Here is an 18,358-nt window from a genome sequence, read left to right as displayed (position 1 = left end):
TTGCCTGGAAGGGGGGAGGCGGCACCATGGCTTTTTGGACCGTGCGAGTATTTGGTTTCGTTGGTTTAAGGTTTGGCGATAGCTCAGCTGTTGCCCAGGAATCCGGGGCGCTCTTCTGCGGCAATGCACGAGCTCGGAGCGCGCGCGATAACGGTCCCTTGTTGTTCAATTGGCGATCTTGACGTCTAGCTTTTCGCGCCGGTGTCGCTGCCAGGCGGCTTGAAGAGTCGTCTCATCTAGTAGGAGAGTGGTGTGGAACCGATCTATAACGATCCGGACTATTGGATGCGCTGGCACGCCGAGCTGCAGGAGCTGCAGAGTGCGCGGCAAGAGGCGGATCAAGCTGGCTTCGAGCAGCAATTGGGCGAGCTGCAACTCCGCTCTCCTGAGGAGAGTTCGGGGGGTAGTTCCCCCGACACTCCAGCCGCACGGTCGCATGAAAACATCCAGCGTACGGACGTTGGTGGTTCGATGCGAATGCCGCCAAGGTCCAATCTGCGGAGCAATGCGTTCAGCAGCGCGCGTCACAGCGTCGATGTTCCGCACGCTCATCTTGGTTCGGCTGCAAATAATTACCGGTCTGACTTGCGGGAGGGGCCATTCAGCAGCATGCGCTACGCAGCGCCCTCGGAGGAACAACCTACGGCGCGGACGAAGGACAACAAGCCCCGTGGACTGTTCTCTCGGGTCAAATCAGGACTAAGCAAAGTCTTTGGAGGAAGCCACCGTGAGAAGTGGTCCGGCGGCCCAGCGTTTGATGTCGTCTCCTCGGAGCTTCGCATGGACTTTGCAAAGCGCAGTCGTCCGTCCGAGGCAGACCTGGAGCTGATTGAAGAGTTCAAGACGGCATTGGGCAGCGCGAACCGTACCGCGAAGACGATCGATAATTATGTGATGGCTCTTCGAAAGTTCAGCGAATTCCTCCAACCCAAAGGCGTCACTCTGAACGACCTGCTTGGCAATGCTGAGCTGCTGACAGCCTATAAAGATGAATTTAATAAGGTGGCGAGCGCCAATAGCAGGCACCATGTGGGGCCAGCCTTGAATGCACTCCAGAATTTCCAGGCTGGAAATCCCATATCCGCCCCAGCCTGGGTGGGTACGCGAGCGCAACCGATGCACCCCGAGGACGAGCGGATGATCGGCCAGTTCGTGGAAAACGTCAAAAGCTACAGAGTTGCTCCCGATGGCACCAGAGGCCGCGGGACTGGAACGGTTCCCCCTGATACGATCAGGAACAATATGATAGCGCTCAACGGGTTTGCTCGTTGGCTCCGAGCGCAGAACAAGGATCCCCTGGCTCCTCGGGCGTTCAACGAGCCAAGGTCGCTCGCCGTCGACATCGACGAGTACGTCGAAGCTGGCGGCGATCATGATGATCGCCTCAGCGTGGCATTGTCTCATCTTCGCAGGATCGGGGCTGACGGGCTCCAAGCTGTCGGCGCCGGGCCCCGCCTGATGGGGCGCCAAACATTGGCGGCTCATCCGGAGGACGTCTCCATCATCGATGACTTTTTGACGGACGCTCTATCCAAGCTTGGATCCGACGCGACTCGCAAGGAGAAACACGACGCTTCGACGAAGGCGTCCAGCCTACGCTCTTTTAGTGATTGGCTTCGAAGAGAGGGCAGGCCGAGCATCATGGACCGCATCGAGGGCAATGCTGAGCAGCAGCGGTCATTGAGCGCAGATCATTCGGCGTACCAGAAAGCCACAAAGCCGGGCGCCCCACTCAATCTCTTTCGACAATACCTGGGTCTCGAGACCAGGCGACACAGACAACGACCTCGTGCTTATGACGACGACGCCAGCCTGATCGCGAGCCTGGCTAACGAAGAGCTGAGAAACCTCGACCCAGCTTCCGAACAGAGAAGAAAAATAATTCAACAGACTGCTTCGATCCGACGCAAGTTCAGTGATTGGCTCCGCACAGAGGGTAGGGAGAGCATCGCGAGTCGAATCAACGGCAATAGTGAGCAGCAGCGCTCGCTGGGCGCAGACCTCCGGGCTTTCAGGGAAGCCACAGGGAGAGTTGATAGCGTGGGTCTCAAGAAGCTCAAGCAGTATCTGCTACTCGTTGAGGCAAACAGAGCGCTGGGTGTGAGCTTCCCTGAGCAGAGGGCTGGGTCGAACTCAACCTCAACCTGGGCGCGAGATTTGCCGACTCCGCCGTCCGAAAGTGAGTGGCCGCCGCTGCTAGGTCCGTTTGGGCAGGCCGGCTTGCAGGAACCGGCTAGGTCGAGCTCGACCTGGTCCCCGCGCGTGCCGTCCGACTTCGATCCAAGTGAGTGGCCGGCGCCGCAAGGCCCGGTTGGACCGACCGGTTGGCAGGACCCGGCCGGCTCGAGCTTCACCTGGTCTCCACGAGTGCCGTCCGGCTTCGAGTGGCCAACTCCGGAGGGCGCGCCAGCTCGGTCCTCAGACATCTACCGCGATTTGACTTCTTTCGCTGATCTGCCGTCCACACCGCAGGAAATGCGTGACGACGCCCAGTCAAGGCCGGTGCTCAGCCCGACCGGCAGACCGCCGTTCTTCATCGGTCCATCAGGCAAGCCGCAAGAGCTCGAGGAGATCGGATATCTCGTCGGCGAGGATTGGCAGCATGGCTCACAGGCGGTGCCGGACTTCCTGCTCGATGTACTGGACAATAGAATGCTGTTGCCGAGTTCGCGAATGGCTCCCCAGCCGGTCTCTATCAACGGTGAGACCTACTCCATCGCATTGGGGCCGCGAGGACGCCGCGACGCCCAACTGATCCATCACCCTGGCCCATCCTCGGTTCCTGATGCCCGGATCGGCGCTTCGACGGCGAGTGCCTCTGCCGGCGACCGCAGCGGACGGGTGCTCGGAGCCAGGGAATGGCTGGGTGACGCGCATATCCAGCGGGACTACGAGCTCCTGTCGCAGGAGTTGCGGCAAAGCAATCCAAACCTCGCCGCCCGGACCCGGTTCGTCGATCCTCTTATCGCCTTTCAGGTGGGCCATGGTACGGAGGGCGACGCCCTGAACGCATTCCATCGCATTGTCAACGATCTGAATGGCAACGATACGGCCGACTTCCTGTTCTTGCCGGTGAGTGATGCGAGCGCTACGGACCTCCTTGACCGCGGCTCCCATTGGTCGTTTCTGCTGGTAGATCGCCGCGATCGCGACAGGCCGGTTGCCTATCACTACGACTCCTTAGAGCCATACAATGCCGGACCTGCAGAAACGCTCGCAGCGCGGGTGGGAGCCGATTTGCGAGATGCCCTCATACGCGAGCAGAGGAACGGCTATGATTGCGGTGTCTTTGTGGTCGATGGTACCCGGGAGCTGGTCAGACGGCTCGCGGGAAGACGGCAGGCAGATCTGAACCTCCTCAACCTCGTCGTCGACCGGCAGGCATTGCAAAACCGACTAAGGGGCTGATGTCGGCTTCAACTGAATAGCGCGCGCAGCTGGTTGAAGGGGTTGAAGTGCAACTTCGCCCCGATTGAAGGTCTGCAATCGGCCCGTTCGCAGAGCATGATGGTGTCTCACAACGAGAGCGGAGCCGGAGCTAGCCCGTCTTATTCGCCGGCGTGCTGAGAGGTTGGCGAGCGTGGCGTAAAGCGCTGATGCGGCGTAGGATGTCGTCCGTGAAGTTTCCCGCAACGCGCTGGTTCAAGCGTAGTGCGGCTGGCGGATGATGCACCGGAGCCTCTGCATCAGGGCCGCAAAAGCCGTTCGAACCAGCGCAGCAAAAGGTGGAAGTTGAAGCCGGCGGCGGCAAGGACGGGGTTGATTCGGTCGCGGGCGCGGCCCTTGAGGTGGTTGCGGCTCATGCGGTGTTCGGCCTTGAGGTGACCGATCACCGGCTCGACCGCGGCGCGGCGCTTCATCTCGCGGCGGATGGATGGTCTTGGTGACGCGGCGGACAGAGCTGACCCCGGTTGTTTGGACAGCGCCCCGCGGGGGTTTAAGTGGATTCCTGCCGGGTTATGCTGAACGCGGGGCCTTACGATTTTGTCGTTGCGTCGGGAGGGCGTAGCCCGACCAGAGCGACGACAAAATCGTCGGCGACGGTCATGCGACCATCACCATAGCTTGCGTGCCGAAGTAAGCCTCGTCGGGCGTGCGCCCGTCAAGGCTCGAGTGAGGGCCTCCCTGATTGTAGAAGGCCAGATACTTGGCAATTGACGCTCGCGCCTCGGACACGCTGTCGTAGGCGCGGAGATAAACTTCTTCGTATTTGACCGTGCGCCAGAGCCGCTCGACAAACACGTTGTCGCGCCAGGCGCCCTTGCCGTCCATGCTGATGGCGATCTTCGCGTCCAGCAGCACATCGGTGAACTCGAGGCGGGTGAACCTGGCTGCCCTGGTCCGTGTTGAAAATCTCGGGCCTGCCGTGCTTCGCCAACGCCTCCTGGACCGCTTCGACGCAGAAGGCCGCCTCCATTGTGATCGAGACGCGATGGGCCAGGACCCGTCGGCTGAACACATCGATGACCGCCGCGAGATAGACGAAGCCACGCCGCATCGGAATGTAGGTGATGTCCATTGCCCACGCCTGGTCGGGCCCCTCGATCTTCAATCCGCGCAACAGGTACGGGTAGATCTTGTGACCCGGTGCCGGCTTGCTCGTGTTCGGGCGACGATAGACCGCCTCGATCCCCATGCGCTTCATCAGCGTCGCGATGTGGCGGCGACCGGCGTATACGCCCTCCCGCCGCAGCAACGATCGCAGCATACGCGCTCCCGCGAAGGGATAATCGAGATGCAGCTCATCGAGCCGACGCATCAAGGCAAGGTCCTCGGCCGAAACTGGCCGAGGTTCATAGTAGACCGTGCTGCGAGCCAGCTTCAGGACCTTCGCCTGGCGCACGATAGAAAGATCATGACCGCGGTCGATCATCGCTTTGCGCTCAGCAGGCCCGCCTTGGTGAGCGCGCCGGACAAAAAATCGTTTTCCAACGCCAGCTCGCTGATCTGGCATGTAACGCCTTCAAATCGACCGGCGTCTCGGCCGATGCCTTGTCATGCCCAAACACGCCGGCGGCGCCTTCCAGGAGCTGGTTTTTCCAGATCGTGATCTGGTTCGGATGAACATCAACCAGTTGCGCCAGCTCCGCCAGCGTCTTGTCGCCCTTGACCGCAGCCAAAGCAACCTTCGCCTTGAATGCCGGAGAATGCGTCCGGCGGCTCTTCTTCGTCATCTTCGCTCCTGATTCGCGGCAAGAATCCTCGCCGCTGTCAGGCAGAAAATCCACTCAAACTACTGTCCGAATTTGCGGAGCCAGCTCTCTTGCCGTGGGGCCGTCCGCGTAGCGCGGGGGGAAAGTGAACTGGATCCCATTGTCGGTGAGAACCGTGTGGATCTTGTAGGGGACAGCCGCGATGAGAGCTTCGAGGAAGATCGAGGCCGAGGTCCTTCCCGTCTTCCTGACCAGTTGCACGAAGGCGACTTTGCTGGTGCGATCGATAGCGACATAGAGGTAGAGCTTGCCTTCAGCGGTCTGGAGCTCAGCAATGTCGATGTGGAAATAGCCGATCGGATAAGCCTCTAATTTTTTCTTCGGAGGCTTGCTGCCTCCGACCTCCGGCAATCGGCTGATCCCGTGGCGCTGGAGACAGCGATGCAGGGATGATCGCGTCAGATGCGGGATGGTCGGCTGGAGCGCATAGAGGCAATCGTCGAGCGGCAATAGCGTATGCCGCCGGAAAGCGACGATGATCGCCTCCTCCTCGATGGAAAGCACGGTCGATTTGGCTTCTTTGGGGCCTGTCGGGAGATCGGCGACGGTCTCGCGCTCCCTCCACTTCGCGACAGTCTTCTGGTTGATCCCGTAGCGCTTGGCGAGCACTCTCAGGCTCTCTTGACTATTTTGTATTGTTCGACGGACCGCCTCCGTCGTCGTGGCGCAGCCGTGTAAAACTTGTCCCATAGCGCATCCTTCGAATCGTGCGATAAGAATGCACCATCAAAACTTGGGACTAAACTCCTAGGCCAGACGTGTTGCACCCCACAGTATTCCTCTGACGGGGCTCTCGAAGGTCGACCGCTGCTCTCATCGGCCGTGATTGGCTCAATGGCTACCCAGATCCATCACAGCTGGTGCGGAGCGTGCGGCTGCACCTGTTGCGTAGCATGGTTCCGATATTCCGATCCTGCCTTATTGAGGACGATCTGATGGCGTTAACGCCGGATGCTGATGGCCTATTCCAGTTCAGCATTTGAGTTCGAGAGTTCAAGTCCTCGTGCGGGTTTTCCGGGTAAAAGAGAGCACATGCCTATGAGGGACACGATGAAGCACATCAAACGGTCGTTGCGCGTGCTCGGTGGACTTGCTGTCGTCGTCGGCGTCTCTTCCGTGCTCGGATCGAACTATGTGCGATCGGAAGCCCTCAATGGCTTTGGCTCTGCAGCGACGGGCGGCCTTGGAGGCGAGGTAGTTCAGGTCAGATCAACCAAAGCTCTGAAGTATGAGTTGTGTCGTTCGTACAGCTTCGGGCGCTGCAATGACAGTAGTCCGCGCGAGATTCAGGTAGCCGGAACCATAGACTTTACCGGTACGGAAGGGCAAGGCGAGGGGCAGGGTTGCCAATACGGCCGTGCTTGTTCGGCACCGTATAAAAGTGAGTCCCTTCTCCTTATAGATGGCAACGATGCGCATTGCGACGGCAAGGAGAAGACATTGGTCGGCTTCGACAGGGCCGGCAAGCACCCGCTGGAGATTGGCTCAAACAAGACGGTGATCGGCGTTGGCCCGAGCGCGACAATCAAAGGGAAGGGGCTGCGCCTAAATGGGGTCAGCAACGTCGTTATTCGCAACCTGACCATCAGTGATATCAATCAAGGCATGATATTTGCCGGCGATGCTATTGCAATTGCACGAGCCGACCTGGTTTGGATCGATCACAACCGGTTTCATAATATCGGGCGGCAGATGATTGCCGGCGGCCTTGGCCCTACGACGTACGATTTCCTGGAACGACTTCGATGGCAGCGATACCTATTCCTCCTATTGTAACGGGGAGCACTATTGGAATCTCCTTTTCTTGGTGTCCCGCAGACGATCACCATCGCAAATAACTATTTCCATGAGATCTCAGGGCGGGCGCCGCACATTGACGGTGCCCAGGCTATTATTCATCTCCTCAACAATTACTTCCACAACACGAATGCGCAACAGAGCGGCGGATTCTTCCATGCAGTGGATGCTGGACCATCTGTGCAAGTGCTGATCGAGGGCAACTACTTTGACAACATTGAAACACCTGTAAAGACTGGTAGTGGACATATCTTTGGCTTGTTGGGCAAATCCAGCCGGACCGTGCAGAACATCTGCCTTACCGTGCTCGGACGTCGGTGCATCGAGAACATCGCGAGCCCAGTGCCGCGGATCAATGGCTTTCGCCTGGATGAAGCCGTAGTTCAATCGTTTGGAGCTCTTCCAGGGTCATCTATTCCTCTCCCATTTCCAGCCGATGCTGTTTCGGCAGTGATCACGGCCAAGGCAGGTCCCGGACACCTTGAGAGCCGGTGATGGTCCGTTCGCAGAGGCGGCTCGAGACTGGCCGATTGCCGCAAACTGTTAAGCGGAGTGCGCATACTGGACGAGAACAGCGCGCAAGGCTGGCTGCCCGACGTTGCACGAGGACCGTATGGCCTTTCTCTTCGAGTGCCGAGCGGTACATTTTCTATCGACTATGCGCCCTATACCTTTCGCCGCCGGCCCGGGTGGGTTGGAAAGAGGGTGGGGGGTGGCATCGAGTTCCTGGCAAACTGTTCGACTCAAACCCGGTCCCGTACCTGAGGGACGTTCACAGCTCCGTTTTCCAACTGGCATGGTGCTTGCTCGAGAGTACCCGTAGCGCGAGGCTCGCCTACGAAACCTAGTCACACGCGCCCTAGTGCGCTTGAAGAATCCGCAAAGCTTGGAAATATTCGCAATGAAACAAACGGCTTCGACCGAGAGGGTCATTCCACTGACCGACGTCGTCAAGCGCGCAGCGCGCATCGGTGTTGAAATCGGAAATATTAAGCTCTCGGGTGATTTACCGCGCCAAACCATCGCTGAGATCACCAGCTTGCTGCTCGAACACAAGGTGATCTTCTTCCGCGATCAGGGGCATCTTGATGACGCGGAGCAGGAGCGATTTGCTGCTTGTTTGGGAAGGCTGGTGCCGCATCCGACACTCGGTACGGTCAATGGAACGGCCTCGATCATCGAGCTTGATTCCGCGCGCGGAGGTAGCCGGGCCGATGTATGGCACGCCGATGGAACCTTTCTCGCGGCGTATCCTAGACTTGCGGTGCTGCGAGCCATTGTGGTCCCATCGTCCGGTGGCGATACGATTTGGTCGAACGCTGTGGCCGCCTATCTGGATCTGCCGCGGCCGCTCCAACGGCTTGCCGACGAACTCTGGACCGTTCACAGCAACGCCTTCGACTACGCTGGGACCTGCCGTGTTCGCGAAATCGACCAGAAGCATTTTGATGAGGTCTTTACCAAAACGATCTATGAGACGGAGCACCCGGTGGTCCGTGTACATCCCGAGACCAGCGAGCGCGCCCTGGTGCTCGGCGATCTGGTGCAAAGGTTTATTGGTATCCCAAAACGCGACGGTCAGAAGCTGTTTGATCTATTCCAGTCTCATATCACGGCACCCGAAAACACCGTACGTTGGAGCTGGAAAGAAGGCGATGTCGCGATCTGGGATAACCGCGCAACGCAGCATTATGCGGTCAACGATTACGGTGACCAGCATCGCGTCGTTCATCGTGCCACAATCGATGGTGACGCGCCCGTCAGCGTCGACGGTCGAAGCAGTGTAACGCGCCTCAAGACGACGAAGCACCCGTCCACGAAGGTTGCCTAGCAAGGCTCGGCAAAATTCACCAATCATGCACTGCTCTTATCGCATGTTCGCGCGAATAGATGTTTGAGAAGAGAAGTGAACCCAGCAGAACGCCACGCGCAATTGGATGGGAGGGCTAACGCGCCGCAGACTCGGGAGGCGACCTCCTTGCTGGAGTAAGATGCTAAAGCTCGTCTCGACCGACGAAAATGAGTCAGCATTCGAGTGGCGCAAGTCATCCGGCCGCGTCCGGTCGATTTGCCGCCGAAGGGGGGGCACGTGTCCGTCGACCTCGCGCATTGCCATTCGGCCAGCGCCACGACCGTCGGACAGATACAGCGATTACCGTAGTTGGGTAGCTTTGGCATCTGTGTCGCGGTTCCGCTTACCACACCTCTTCGGCGTGAACTAAGCTCCGAGGGCACGATTTCGGCCTGTCATGGCAGAGTACGAGCTCGGGCGCGATTCTGACGAGCTGCACCAGCAATCATCCGAAAGCAATGTCGCTGCCGCAAGCTCAGCACTCGATTGAACAAATGAGCATGGGAGATCATTCCGCGGCCGGAGGGTATAGCTCTTGCGCAAGTACGACGTCGGCCTATCGCTCGTAGACCGAAGCAGCAAAGGCTCTAACCTACCATTCCCAACAGCATGCTACGTTGGATATCAAGGCTCAATTTACGCGGTACCCGGCTTCGCGTCAGGAGCAAAGCGGATACCAAAATCGCCGTGATGGGTGGCCCATACCGTTGAAAAGGGCGAGTGGGACATCGACTACATGCCGCTCCGCGCAGTCCTCAGAGCCTAGAAGAATACCGACGTAGATACCAAGATATTCAGGGCGTGTCCTGTTTGCGGCGTGTAGGTAATGCTTGTCGGGTGATTGATGTACGTCAGTCCTACGGTTGTATATATCCCGGGCGCCAGATGCGCCGTATACAGTCCCGAAATTGCTGTGCTGTCCCGGTGCGCCAGCTGCTCTTTCGCCAATGCAGCGTCCACCGCGAAATGGCTCCAGATGGTGTTGTTGACAACAAGACTCATCTGATCAGTGGGCCGGCTGTCAAACAGGCCCTTCGCATACAGGCGAAGCTCGTAGTACTGACTAGCCCTATTTAGGTCAGGCGGAGCGTACATCACAGAGAACCCGCCATAGATTCCGCGAGATGCCGAGCCATGGACGGCAGACTGCCAGAATTGCCTATCCGCAGCTACATAGTAGACGCTGTTCGCCTTGGCCGTCGGTTGCGTCGGATGCTGTAGGTCCGTGTAGCTGCTGTTGTTAAAGCCCACGCCAGCCCGCAGCCAAGTCTCGGGTACGCCGGGAGTAGGCTTGTTCTTATAGCAAACTTCATCAAGCAAAAGAATGCCCGCGTCGCGCGTGCTCCAGTTCAAGCCAGTGGGATTTTCGCTTACATGCGCATATTGACCGGCCGGACTAAGCGAGCGCTGGATTGAGAGCTTGTTATATAAGCGATCGTCAAAGTTGTATTTCAGATTAAGAGCCGGCGTTGGCGCCCAATTGTTGCTCATGCCTGCTTGGAACAGCATCTTCGACGAGGGTCCAAAAACTTTTTCTCCGGCACCCGCAAACTCATGTTGGTTCCTGAGGTAACCCACTTTGAGTTCGATCTTCCTTTCGAACAATGTTTGATAGTAGGAAACTGCATTGATTCCCAGTCGGTCTGGCCCGGCGCTCTTCCATGTCCAATATTGATGCTCGGCTCCCACGACGATCTGACCGTCGGGAATTCCAAACCGAGCGAGGTCATAGGTCACGATCATAGAGTTGACCGTACTAAATGTCGGATTCTGGCCGACATATTGTTGATTGGCGATGGTGCTTCTGGCCGCATTACCGAGTTGATTGTTGATAAACGTGTTTAGGGTCCAGCCAGCGAATCCAATCCCGAGATCCGAAAGCTCGGATCTGACAGAAGCTGTATCCTGATCTACGGTGTCCGCAGGACCAGGACCAGTGAACGCCGCACCTTTTTCGCGGAGCTTCTCGAATTTTGCGAATGGGTCATTCTGCTTTTGACTTCTGCTCTTGGCGGTGACCTCCGCACTATCGCCCGTTGTGGTAGACCTAGCTGCTTTTGGCAGCGAGTTTCCAGAAAGGCGCGCTGCTCCTTTGGGCCTGCCGCTTCGGAAGGTTACAGCCGGATTCGAGATTGTTTGGCTTCTTGCCTCGGCGAGCTCATCGGGGCTGTGACTTCTAGGGCCAGAGATATCACGAGGTTCTGCCTCCGCCGAACTGCAGGCGAGACTAGCTATCAGGGAAAGGAGAATACGCCCTCTTGGCTTCGCACTTGGTCGAGAGATGAAAGCAACTGCGCCAGCCGAGTCTGCCCGCATGGATACTGGCGCTATACCGCAACAATGCATCGTGATTTCCACGTCCGTCGATTTGAATAAGGTGCACGTCCACCCGACGGCCTAGGCCGGTTCGCGATCCTAGCGCTCAAGGCGATGTAGGTGACGCTTGAGGCCGAGCGGCATCTTTATGCCAACGAGACCCGCCCAGCCTTCCGTGCTATCACCACTGCTGGCGCAGCGTGGCCAACCTGGTGGTACCCAGCGCGGCGCAACCCAGCCGCTCGATCGCTAATCGAGTGCAAGCATCTGCTGCACCGTGTCGAGTCGGAGAGTGGCCTGCTCGATGTGACGTTCGCTGGCAAGAGATTGGCGGCCAGCGCACGGAGCCCAGGGAGTCTCGCGACAAATCCGCTGCCACGAGGATGTTCTTCAACAGAGAGCCCCGCCAGTAGCTGAGCTCGCATAAGAACACGCCGGACCCTAGAAACGCCTGCAGCTCGGTCCATGGGATGAAGCACAGGCGGGCAGAAGGGGCTAACATCTTTTGACGCCCGTAAGCTCGCTGAGGCCGGCACGAGGCCTTGATTGGCTCTCATGGGAAGGTGGAGAGCGCGATTGGAGGCGTTTTGATAGCTGCGGGACCAGACAGAACATCCATCAGCTCGATTGGATTTACCGAATCTATATCGCATCGCGACTTCGTCCTTGATGTGGCCCGAGCGAGTTTCACCGGCACTGACTGGCATGTGTCCGTCATCTCCATCAATTGCTAGGTTTGGTAGGTTGACCGGGCGCGGGACGTCGGCCTCGCTGTGCGAATCGTAGGTATCGTGCCGCTCGGCGCGAGACCGTCCCGGCATCAGGGACGAACTCCGGTATGGCAGCATCGAGTGGTGCTATTCGGGAAGGTCGCTTCGATTTCGGTTGCGCGAGGCTCTTACGGAAACTTGTTTCGATCCCGCGGGATCCGGTTCTAACTGTGGTGCTCGATTATCGTTGGCGCCGTGTCGCGCCGGCGCTGGTCCTTTTGTGCTCTTTGGTCTAGCTCATCGCGTCGCCAGCTGCTGCTCTGGATTGCACGCAGCGGTCCGTAGCGATCCCGGTCGAGCGGCGACCATGCACATCAATAGGATCCGTCGTGCATCACCACGAAGCGCTCCTCTTTGCTGGGAGTTCGTATCCAGCGTAGACCGCAGGCTGATTGCGGTATCCCGAGCTGCCAGCGCTTGAGGAGGTCGAAATATCCTCGTACATCCGGACGAGCTTGATCAGGTTTTCGATACCGAAGTCGCTGAACGCCTAGATCTCATCTTCTCCGGCGCGCTAGACCCAGATGAAGCCGTCCTCGATCGCCATTTTGTTGGCGGCCTCCCGCAGCCAGTCGTCGTCCTGGTCGAGGTCCGCGGCCACACGGGCAATGGTGGTGATGTGATGAACTTTGTCGGTCACGCCGCTTGAGCGGACTGCGTTGCAGTCGGGGGCGTCCAATTCCCGGCAGCAACTCGCCTAGCCGTCTTCGCGGTAGGGCCGGGTCGGCTCTCGTCGCGCAGCTGCGCACGGCGTCGTTTACGAATTTGGCGCTGTACGTGAGTGCACCAGGTGAGCGAAAATCGTTACCCGGGCTTCTGAGCGCATAACCGAAGGTGATGCATTCATACGATCAGCGCTCCTTGGCTGGTCTTAGCAGAGCGGCGCGCCAAGATAAGCATCGAATGCGGCGGCCACAGCGCGAGTTAGAAAACGATGCTCCTGCCTCACGCGGATGAATCCCTTTTCCACCTCCACGATCCCATCCTCGGCGAGCATTGCCAAGCGTTCGGGTGAACCGAGGAAAGGGACCGGGTCAAATCCATGAGTCATGCAAATTGCCGGCACGTCGACTTCGAAATCGCACATCAGTCGCTCGATGATTGCGGCCCGGACGCGGTCTTCGAGGCTGAGACAGTAGCCCTTTGCCGTCGCCAGACGGCGGGCATTGATTTGGTCGCTGTAAGAACCCGCTTCAACTTCGTTCTGGACGTAACCGTCGCCAAGGCGGCCGATGGCCGACGGGCCAAAGCCGATGACTTTATGGCGGGTGTCGGCCGAGTAACCCAGTGAGTTCCGCCGCAGGCGACCGGCTTTCTGCGCCAGCGTGAGCTCATCGTCCGGCAAGGCGAAATGGTCGAGTCCGATTTGGCGGTAGCCCGCAGCAATCAGTGTATTGGCCATCGCCGCGGCCTGTTCTGCACGGGCAGGGCTGTCTGGCAGCGTTGCCTCGTCGATCAGGCGCTGGTTCTTCTTAAAGGAAGGAACGTGCGCGTAGCCAAATACCGCAAGCCGGTCTGGTCGCATGGCCACCGCCGTAGTCGCGGTCTGAACGCAGGACTGCACCGTCTGATTTGGCAGACCGTAGATGAGGTCGAAGTTGATGCGGATTACTCCATGCTGCCGCAGCATTTCGACAGCGCGCTCTGTTTGTGCCTCACTCTGAACGCGGTTAATGGCCTTTTGAACAATTGGATCGAAGCTCTGGACGCCCAGGCTCGCCCGGTTCACGCCGGCAGCCGCTAACGCTTCGGATGTGGCGAGCGTGAACGTGCGCGGGTCGATCTCAACAGCGATGGCGGCCGTTTTCGAAACCGCAAAGCGGCGGCGCAGAAGTTCCATCAGCGCCCCGAACTGCGCGGGCTCGATGAGGGTCGGCGTTCCACCGCCGAAGTGCACGTCGCTCACAGGCAGCCGTTGCGGCACCTGCGCCCCGACCAACTCGATCTCCTTACGAAGAACCGCCAAATATTCTAGGATGGGTGAATCCCGGCGAGTGATGCTTCGAGCGAAGCCGCAATACCAGCAAATCGATCGACAGAACGGAACGTGGAAATAGAGCGACACGGACTCATTAACCGGCAGGCGCTGCAGCCATTTCTCACAGGCTTCGGCGCCGACCACCGTGGAGAACTGGGCTACAGTTGGATAAATGGTGTACCAAGGAAGGCGAGCATCGCAATACTTTTCCAGGACCGAGGTCTGCAACGATTGTTATCCTATGTTTACGAAGTTTGTGGTCGCAAGCGAAGTCTTTTGCATTCCTTTTTGCCGATAGTATCCGGAATGTCGCTAGACAATTGGAAGCTTGCGTGACGGCCGATCTGCTGACGAAACGCGGTGTGGGATAGCAAGCCGTTCCTCTCGAAGACAGAGAACAACTGCTGCAGGCGAGATACTCGAATCAACACGGCCACGGCGGGGCCCCAGATTCAACTCCGCTTCGCGAATCTCCGACGTTCGCCAACGAGACATCCGCCGGGGCCGTTGACGCTGCTAGAGCTGGAACTGCTCCACGACCTGACTCGTGAGAGGTTCATCGATCAAATTTGATACGTCGCCTCGCAATCTTCAGCAACTGACCAGGTTTGGTAGTTGACTTCTGCCTGGCGTATTCCCCATCCACCCAGGGATCCTGCGCCGGCTCGGGGACATCCCGGTACGTAGTCGACTTCACCAATGCGCGGATCGTCGGTGTCGCGCGGCGCCACGGCTGTTGGCGTGAGTCTGTTCTCGAGTTGGTATGGAAAAAGTAATCACCGGGTAGGCGAGCGAGAAGTGATCGATGCAATTGAACAGCCGTTTCAGACTTGCCACCGGTTTTGCACAGATCGTCAAGGCACCTATGGTGGGTGGTGGTCGTCTTGTGCCTGGGCACTGCAGGGGTCTATTTCTTCGACCGAGGTCGGACAATATCTCGAGAGCTCGGCGGTCCGTGAAGTTGCTCCAAGGCTGAGCTTGTCACCGACGCCGGGGCGGTACCTGTCGGAGGTTCCATCCGGACAGGCTCACGGTCAAGCGGCTTCACCCGAGCTCGTGTACTTCGTCGGGCAGGCGTGTGCAGAAACTTCCAAACACCGGCGCAAGCCAGGACGTCGGGCGCTTCCCCGAAGACGCATAGCCGAAACCGAGGCTCAAGAACCAGAACGCATTCTTCTTCTAATTCAGAGCATCCAGCCTCTTGAGATTGAATGAATTGACCTACGATCGAGCCTCCGCCGCGAACAGTCTACTCGACGCCACTGTTCGTCCCATAGCCACAAAGCGCGCAAACCAACAAGCAAATCGTCCGAATGGACCATCCGGCGCATAGGCCCGGGAGATCGCGGCGCGCCTGATAGCTCTACGCGGTATTCCTGACTGCCTCAGCTAGCATCGCGTAAAGCTGCCGCTTGCTCATTTCCTGAGGCTGGCTATCTAGCGCCCTTTGCGACAGCTTCTTTCCGACGAAGTCGCGACCAGCCGCCATCGCCGTCGGCCCTCGCTTCGGGGCGGGTCTAATCTTGGGTTTTGCTGTTGGTGGCTTGTGACCTCGAGTGAGGCCCAACCGAGCTAGCCTGCCGCAAACTGCGTTGCGACTGCACTCGAGATGACGCGCGATCTGCGCGGCACTCTGTCCCGCGGCCCAGAGCTTTTCCAGCTGTGCCAATTCTCTTCTATTCCAGCGCATGGAGGATACTTTAGTGCCAGTTGTGACGCCCAGGTTAGTTTACTCTTCGTCCGGCTCGCGCACGATCGCCGGTTTGGTCTCCTGTTCATTCATTCTAAGAAAGCCCGCTCGCGAGTGAAGGAAAACGAGTGTCCTTGGCACACCGCGCTCTCTTCTTAGTCCCTACCGTGATTAGGGTGCCATCTGCTCGCGTAATATAAGTAGTCGAGTGGCAACCGGGCGTGCCGCTGGGTGCCATCGCGGCGAGTGCTTGCGTCCTGATGTTGACTACCACAAAGCGAGTTCGCGCGCCTCCCCAATCTTGATAGGGGAGCTTCGCTCGCCTTTCCACTTTTCTTTATCGACGGGGGCCGAACCAAGTTCCCAAGTAACTTCGGCCGTAAGATAATTTCAGAGAGCTCTCGCGAAGCCGAGCCATGACATCCGTCACACATTGTTACTGTAGGGCCCAGCTCGCTGTGTTTCGACCGAGCTTCCATGCGAGTGCAAAATAGCGCATGAGCCGATCTTTCAAAATTTCACGCCAATGTCCGCGAGACAATCATGACAGCCTTATCGGCAGAGAACGCTTGCGAGGAGGCTGACATCCCGCTGAGCCGTTTTGATGTAAGCGAGCCCAAGCGTTTTGAAGGTGATACCGTTTGGACTTGTTTCGAGCGGCTGCGAAGGGAAGATCCCGTCCATTATTGCGAAGGCAGCCCGTACGGTCCATATTGGTCGATAACAAAATACCGCGACATCGTAGCCGTGGATTCAAATCACACAATATTCTCGTCAGAGCGAAGCGTCACAATTGTGGACCCGCCGCAGAAGTATTAGACTCCCAGTTTTATTAAGATGAAGTCCTCCTGTCCATGCTCAGCAGCGTAAGACTGTCAGTCCGATCGCGGCATCGGAGAACGTGGCGCAACCTCCGAATGGTCATGCGTCGTGAACAGCACCACCGCGATGCCGACCACAGCACGGTCGCGGATATCGTCGCGACGGTGGACAGAACGCTCATTGCCCTGAGAGCGCCTGACCTTGCCCCCAGGTTTTATCCAATCCTGAGTTCGGCCGTGCCGTTGGATTTGCCCGGTTGGGTGGTGGCAGCGACGGGAGCTGGCGCGGAGCCTTCGGCATAGCGCAGCGCCAGATCCCGGCGCGGGTGGCAGGTCATCGCGAACTCGGACGGGGTTCTCCATCCGAGCTGCGAGTGTGGTCTTGTGTCGTTGTAATCGGCCCGCCAACTTCCAAGCGTGACGCGGGCTTGTGCCAGTGACGTGAACAACGTCTCGTTCAACAGCTCATCCCACAGCCGAAGGCGTTCTGCATGGGTTTGCCCGGCGCGATGTCGTGCCATTCGACACGGCTTTGGTCGGCCCACACCAGGATGGCGTTGCTGGTGAGTTCGCTGCCGTTATCGCTGACCACCATCCTGGGCTTGCCGCGCTCGATCATCAGCCGGTCCAGTTCCCGCGCCACACGCCCGTTAGGCCCCTCCTAGACCAATGGATAAACGCCACTGCAAAAAGGATCCTCCAATTCAAAGTAGACCAGCTTCGGGAGGTTCGTACTCCAACTGGTGGATCCAGTCCGGCCCTGAACCGCCAGGCAGAGCTCTAACATTCGACTAGGCCTCGGGCCGCAATTATGCGAGTCTTGCAGCATTTCGAGGCGTGTCGGAAACGGAGGGACCGATGTGCGATCGTTAACTGCGTGTCTCTTTCGGCGTGGTTGGAGTTGGGACGGGTAAAGTCCTGGGACACTCAAAGTGACATGTGCCAGTGAAAGTACGCTCCACGACTGGACCGTAGGTGAACGTGTAGTCGTTTGCGAAGCGGCTGGACCGCGTCTGAGCGGCAAGCAAGGAGTCGTTCTCGGGTTCGGTGCTACGCGCAGCAGGCTTCGCGTGTTGCTCGACGGTTCTAGAGGGCCGATCACGTTGCACATCACCTTCGTGGACCCGGTCGTGCAGCCCGATCGCGCTTGAGAATGGTGCTGCCTACGAGGGGAAAATCCGCCGGCGTAGCACAATCGCAGCGCGGAAGCGGAAATGTGCGCCATTCTGGAGGCCGCCGTGCGTCCCGAGGGCCGGCTGCGCCTCCTGACGGGCGCGCCGGCGTTCCGAGCCAGGCCCCCTGGCCAGGGCGTTGCGGCGGGCCCGCGCAATTAAACCTTCTCCTCAAGGAGTCAAAATCGAGCTGCGTCATCGAAGGCGAGAGCCGCCGCAGGATCTTATCCAGCGGTGGGATAAGGTCATCGGCGAAGCAGGATGGACGCCGCTCGATGAGACGGTGTTCTTGCGCCTGCACCGCATTGTCATCGGTGGATGAGCGTTTCGTGAAGCTCGGCTTTCGGCAGGAAGGCGGTTTCATCGGTGAGCATGACCACGAGACGCAGAGACCCATTCCGGACCATATCAGCGCGCCATCACGAAGATATCGCCTCCCTCGTCCACGGATTGATCGCGTTCGACCAGGCCTCGTCAATTAAGCTTGACCCCGCCGTGGCTGCCGCCGTGCTGGCCTTCGGGTTCGTCTACATCCATCCATTCGAGGACGGCAATGGCCTCACCTGGCACGACGGATTCAATCCGCCGGCATCCACTTTCCGGTTTTCAGCCGCCGTCCTAAGACAAAACCGCCGAATACAAGGACGTATTAGAAAGCTTCGAGTAGATTGCTTCCATGCGTCCAATGGCAGCCTACTCCACAGGGCAACGTCAAGGTCCTGAATGATAGGGCTGACGTTTACCGATTT

Annotated in this window: 11 protein-coding genes and 5 pseudogenes; 6 read left to right on the top strand and 10 right to left on the bottom strand. The window is 58.5% G+C overall.

Going from position 1 to position 18,358, the window contains the following annotated elements; genetic code table 11:
* Positions 1-252 precede the first annotated feature (252 nt).
* The gene (locus tag IVA93_RS30700) at positions 253-3,408 is read left to right on the top strand and encodes a Ulp1 family isopeptidase (protein ID WP_524536218.1); all 3,156 of its coding nucleotides are present in this window, start codon (positions 253-255) and stop codon (positions 3,406-3,408) included.
* A 278-nt stretch (positions 3,409-3,686) separates the two neighbouring features.
* Here IVA93_RS30700 and IVA93_RS30695 read toward each other — a convergent pair.
* The 5 genes and pseudogenes from IVA93_RS30695 to IVA93_RS30685 all read right to left on the bottom strand — a co-directional run.
* Positions 3,687-3,875: pseudogene (locus tag IVA93_RS30695) on the bottom strand (transposase); the annotation flags it as partial.
* Between the two features lie 169 nt (positions 3,876-4,044).
* On the bottom strand, positions 4,045-4,302 hold the full coding sequence (locus tag IVA93_RS41300; RefSeq protein WP_524536219.1) for an integrase core domain-containing protein: 258 nt from the start codon (positions 4,300-4,302) through the stop codon (positions 4,045-4,047).
* Positions 4,303-4,315: 13 nt separating this feature from the next.
* Positions 4,316-4,873, bottom strand: a pseudogene (locus IVA93_RS41295) (DDE-type integrase/transposase/recombinase); the annotation flags it as partial.
* 10 nt (positions 4,874-4,883) lie between these two features.
* On the bottom strand, positions 4,884-5,174 hold the full coding sequence (locus IVA93_RS41290) for a transposase (protein ID WP_245288390.1): 291 nt from the start codon (positions 5,172-5,174) through the stop codon (positions 4,884-4,886).
* A 117-nt stretch (positions 5,175-5,291) separates the two neighbouring features.
* Positions 5,292-5,903: pseudogene (locus tag IVA93_RS30685) on the bottom strand (transposase family protein); the annotation flags it as partial.
* A gap of 360 nt (positions 5,904-6,263) precedes the next feature.
* Here IVA93_RS30685 and IVA93_RS30680 point away from each other — a divergent pair.
* The 3 genes from IVA93_RS30680 to IVA93_RS30670 all read left to right on the top strand — a co-directional run bounded on the left by IVA93_RS30680 (position 6,264) and on the right by IVA93_RS30670 (position 8,841).
* Positions 6,264-6,989, top strand: coding sequence for a pectate lyase family protein (locus tag IVA93_RS30680; RefSeq protein ID WP_247789318.1), 726 nt, complete (start codon positions 6,264-6,266; stop codon positions 6,987-6,989).
* A 12-nt stretch (positions 6,990-7,001) separates the two neighbouring features.
* A complete protein-coding gene (locus IVA93_RS30675) occupies positions 7,002-7,505 on the top strand; it encodes a pectate lyase family protein (RefSeq protein WP_247541869.1) in 504 nt (167 codons plus the stop codon).
* A gap of 406 nt (positions 7,506-7,911) precedes the next feature.
* A complete protein-coding gene (locus IVA93_RS30670; protein WP_018459905.1) occupies positions 7,912-8,841 on the top strand; it encodes a TauD/TfdA dioxygenase family protein in 930 nt (309 codons plus the stop codon).
* A gap of 783 nt (positions 8,842-9,624) precedes the next feature.
* On the opposite strand, the gene IVA93_RS30665 is transcribed toward IVA93_RS30670, so the two are convergent.
* The 5 genes and pseudogenes from IVA93_RS30665 to IVA93_RS30650 all read right to left on the bottom strand — a co-directional run.
* Positions 9,625-11,178, bottom strand: a complete 1,554-nt coding sequence (locus tag IVA93_RS30665; RefSeq protein ID WP_247282780.1) for a carbohydrate porin — start codon at positions 11,176-11,178, stop codon at positions 9,625-9,627.
* 1,284 nt (positions 11,179-12,462) lie between these two features.
* The gene (locus tag IVA93_RS40820; RefSeq protein ID WP_256374451.1) at positions 12,463-12,588 is read right to left on the bottom strand and encodes a hypothetical protein; all 126 of its coding nucleotides are present in this window, start codon (positions 12,586-12,588) and stop codon (positions 12,463-12,465) included.
* Between the two features lie 231 nt (positions 12,589-12,819).
* Positions 12,820-14,154, bottom strand: a complete 1,335-nt coding sequence (gene hemN / locus IVA93_RS30660; protein ID WP_018459901.1) for an oxygen-independent coproporphyrinogen III oxidase — start codon at positions 14,152-14,154, stop codon at positions 12,820-12,822.
* Between the two features lie 1,135 nt (positions 14,155-15,289).
* Positions 15,290-15,616, bottom strand: coding sequence for a GcrA family cell cycle regulator (locus IVA93_RS30655; protein WP_083926576.1), 327 nt, complete (start codon positions 15,614-15,616; stop codon positions 15,290-15,292).
* A 1,036-nt stretch (positions 15,617-16,652) separates the two neighbouring features.
* Positions 16,653-17,083: pseudogene (locus IVA93_RS30650) on the bottom strand (integrase core domain-containing protein); the annotation flags it as partial.
* Positions 17,084-17,627: 544 nt separating this feature from the next.
* Between IVA93_RS30650 and IVA93_RS30645 the strand changes: the two are divergent.
* Positions 17,628-17,708 (top strand): annotated as a pseudogene (locus IVA93_RS30645) (FitA-like ribbon-helix-helix domain-containing protein); the annotation flags it as partial.
* Positions 17,709-17,981: 273 nt separating this feature from the next.
* Positions 17,982-18,332 carry a Fic family protein gene (locus tag IVA93_RS30640; RefSeq protein WP_245288556.1) on the top strand — a complete coding sequence of 117 codons (351 nt, stop codon included), beginning with the start codon at positions 17,982-17,984 and terminating at the stop codon, positions 18,330-18,332.
* Positions 18,333-18,358: the final 26 nt, after the last annotated feature.

The organism is Bradyrhizobium sp. 155 (assembly GCF_023101105.1).
GTDB classification, from domain to species: Bacteria; Pseudomonadota; Alphaproteobacteria; order Rhizobiales; family Xanthobacteraceae; genus Bradyrhizobium; species Bradyrhizobium canariense_D.
This window is presented reverse-complemented; position numbering and strand designations above follow the sequence as displayed.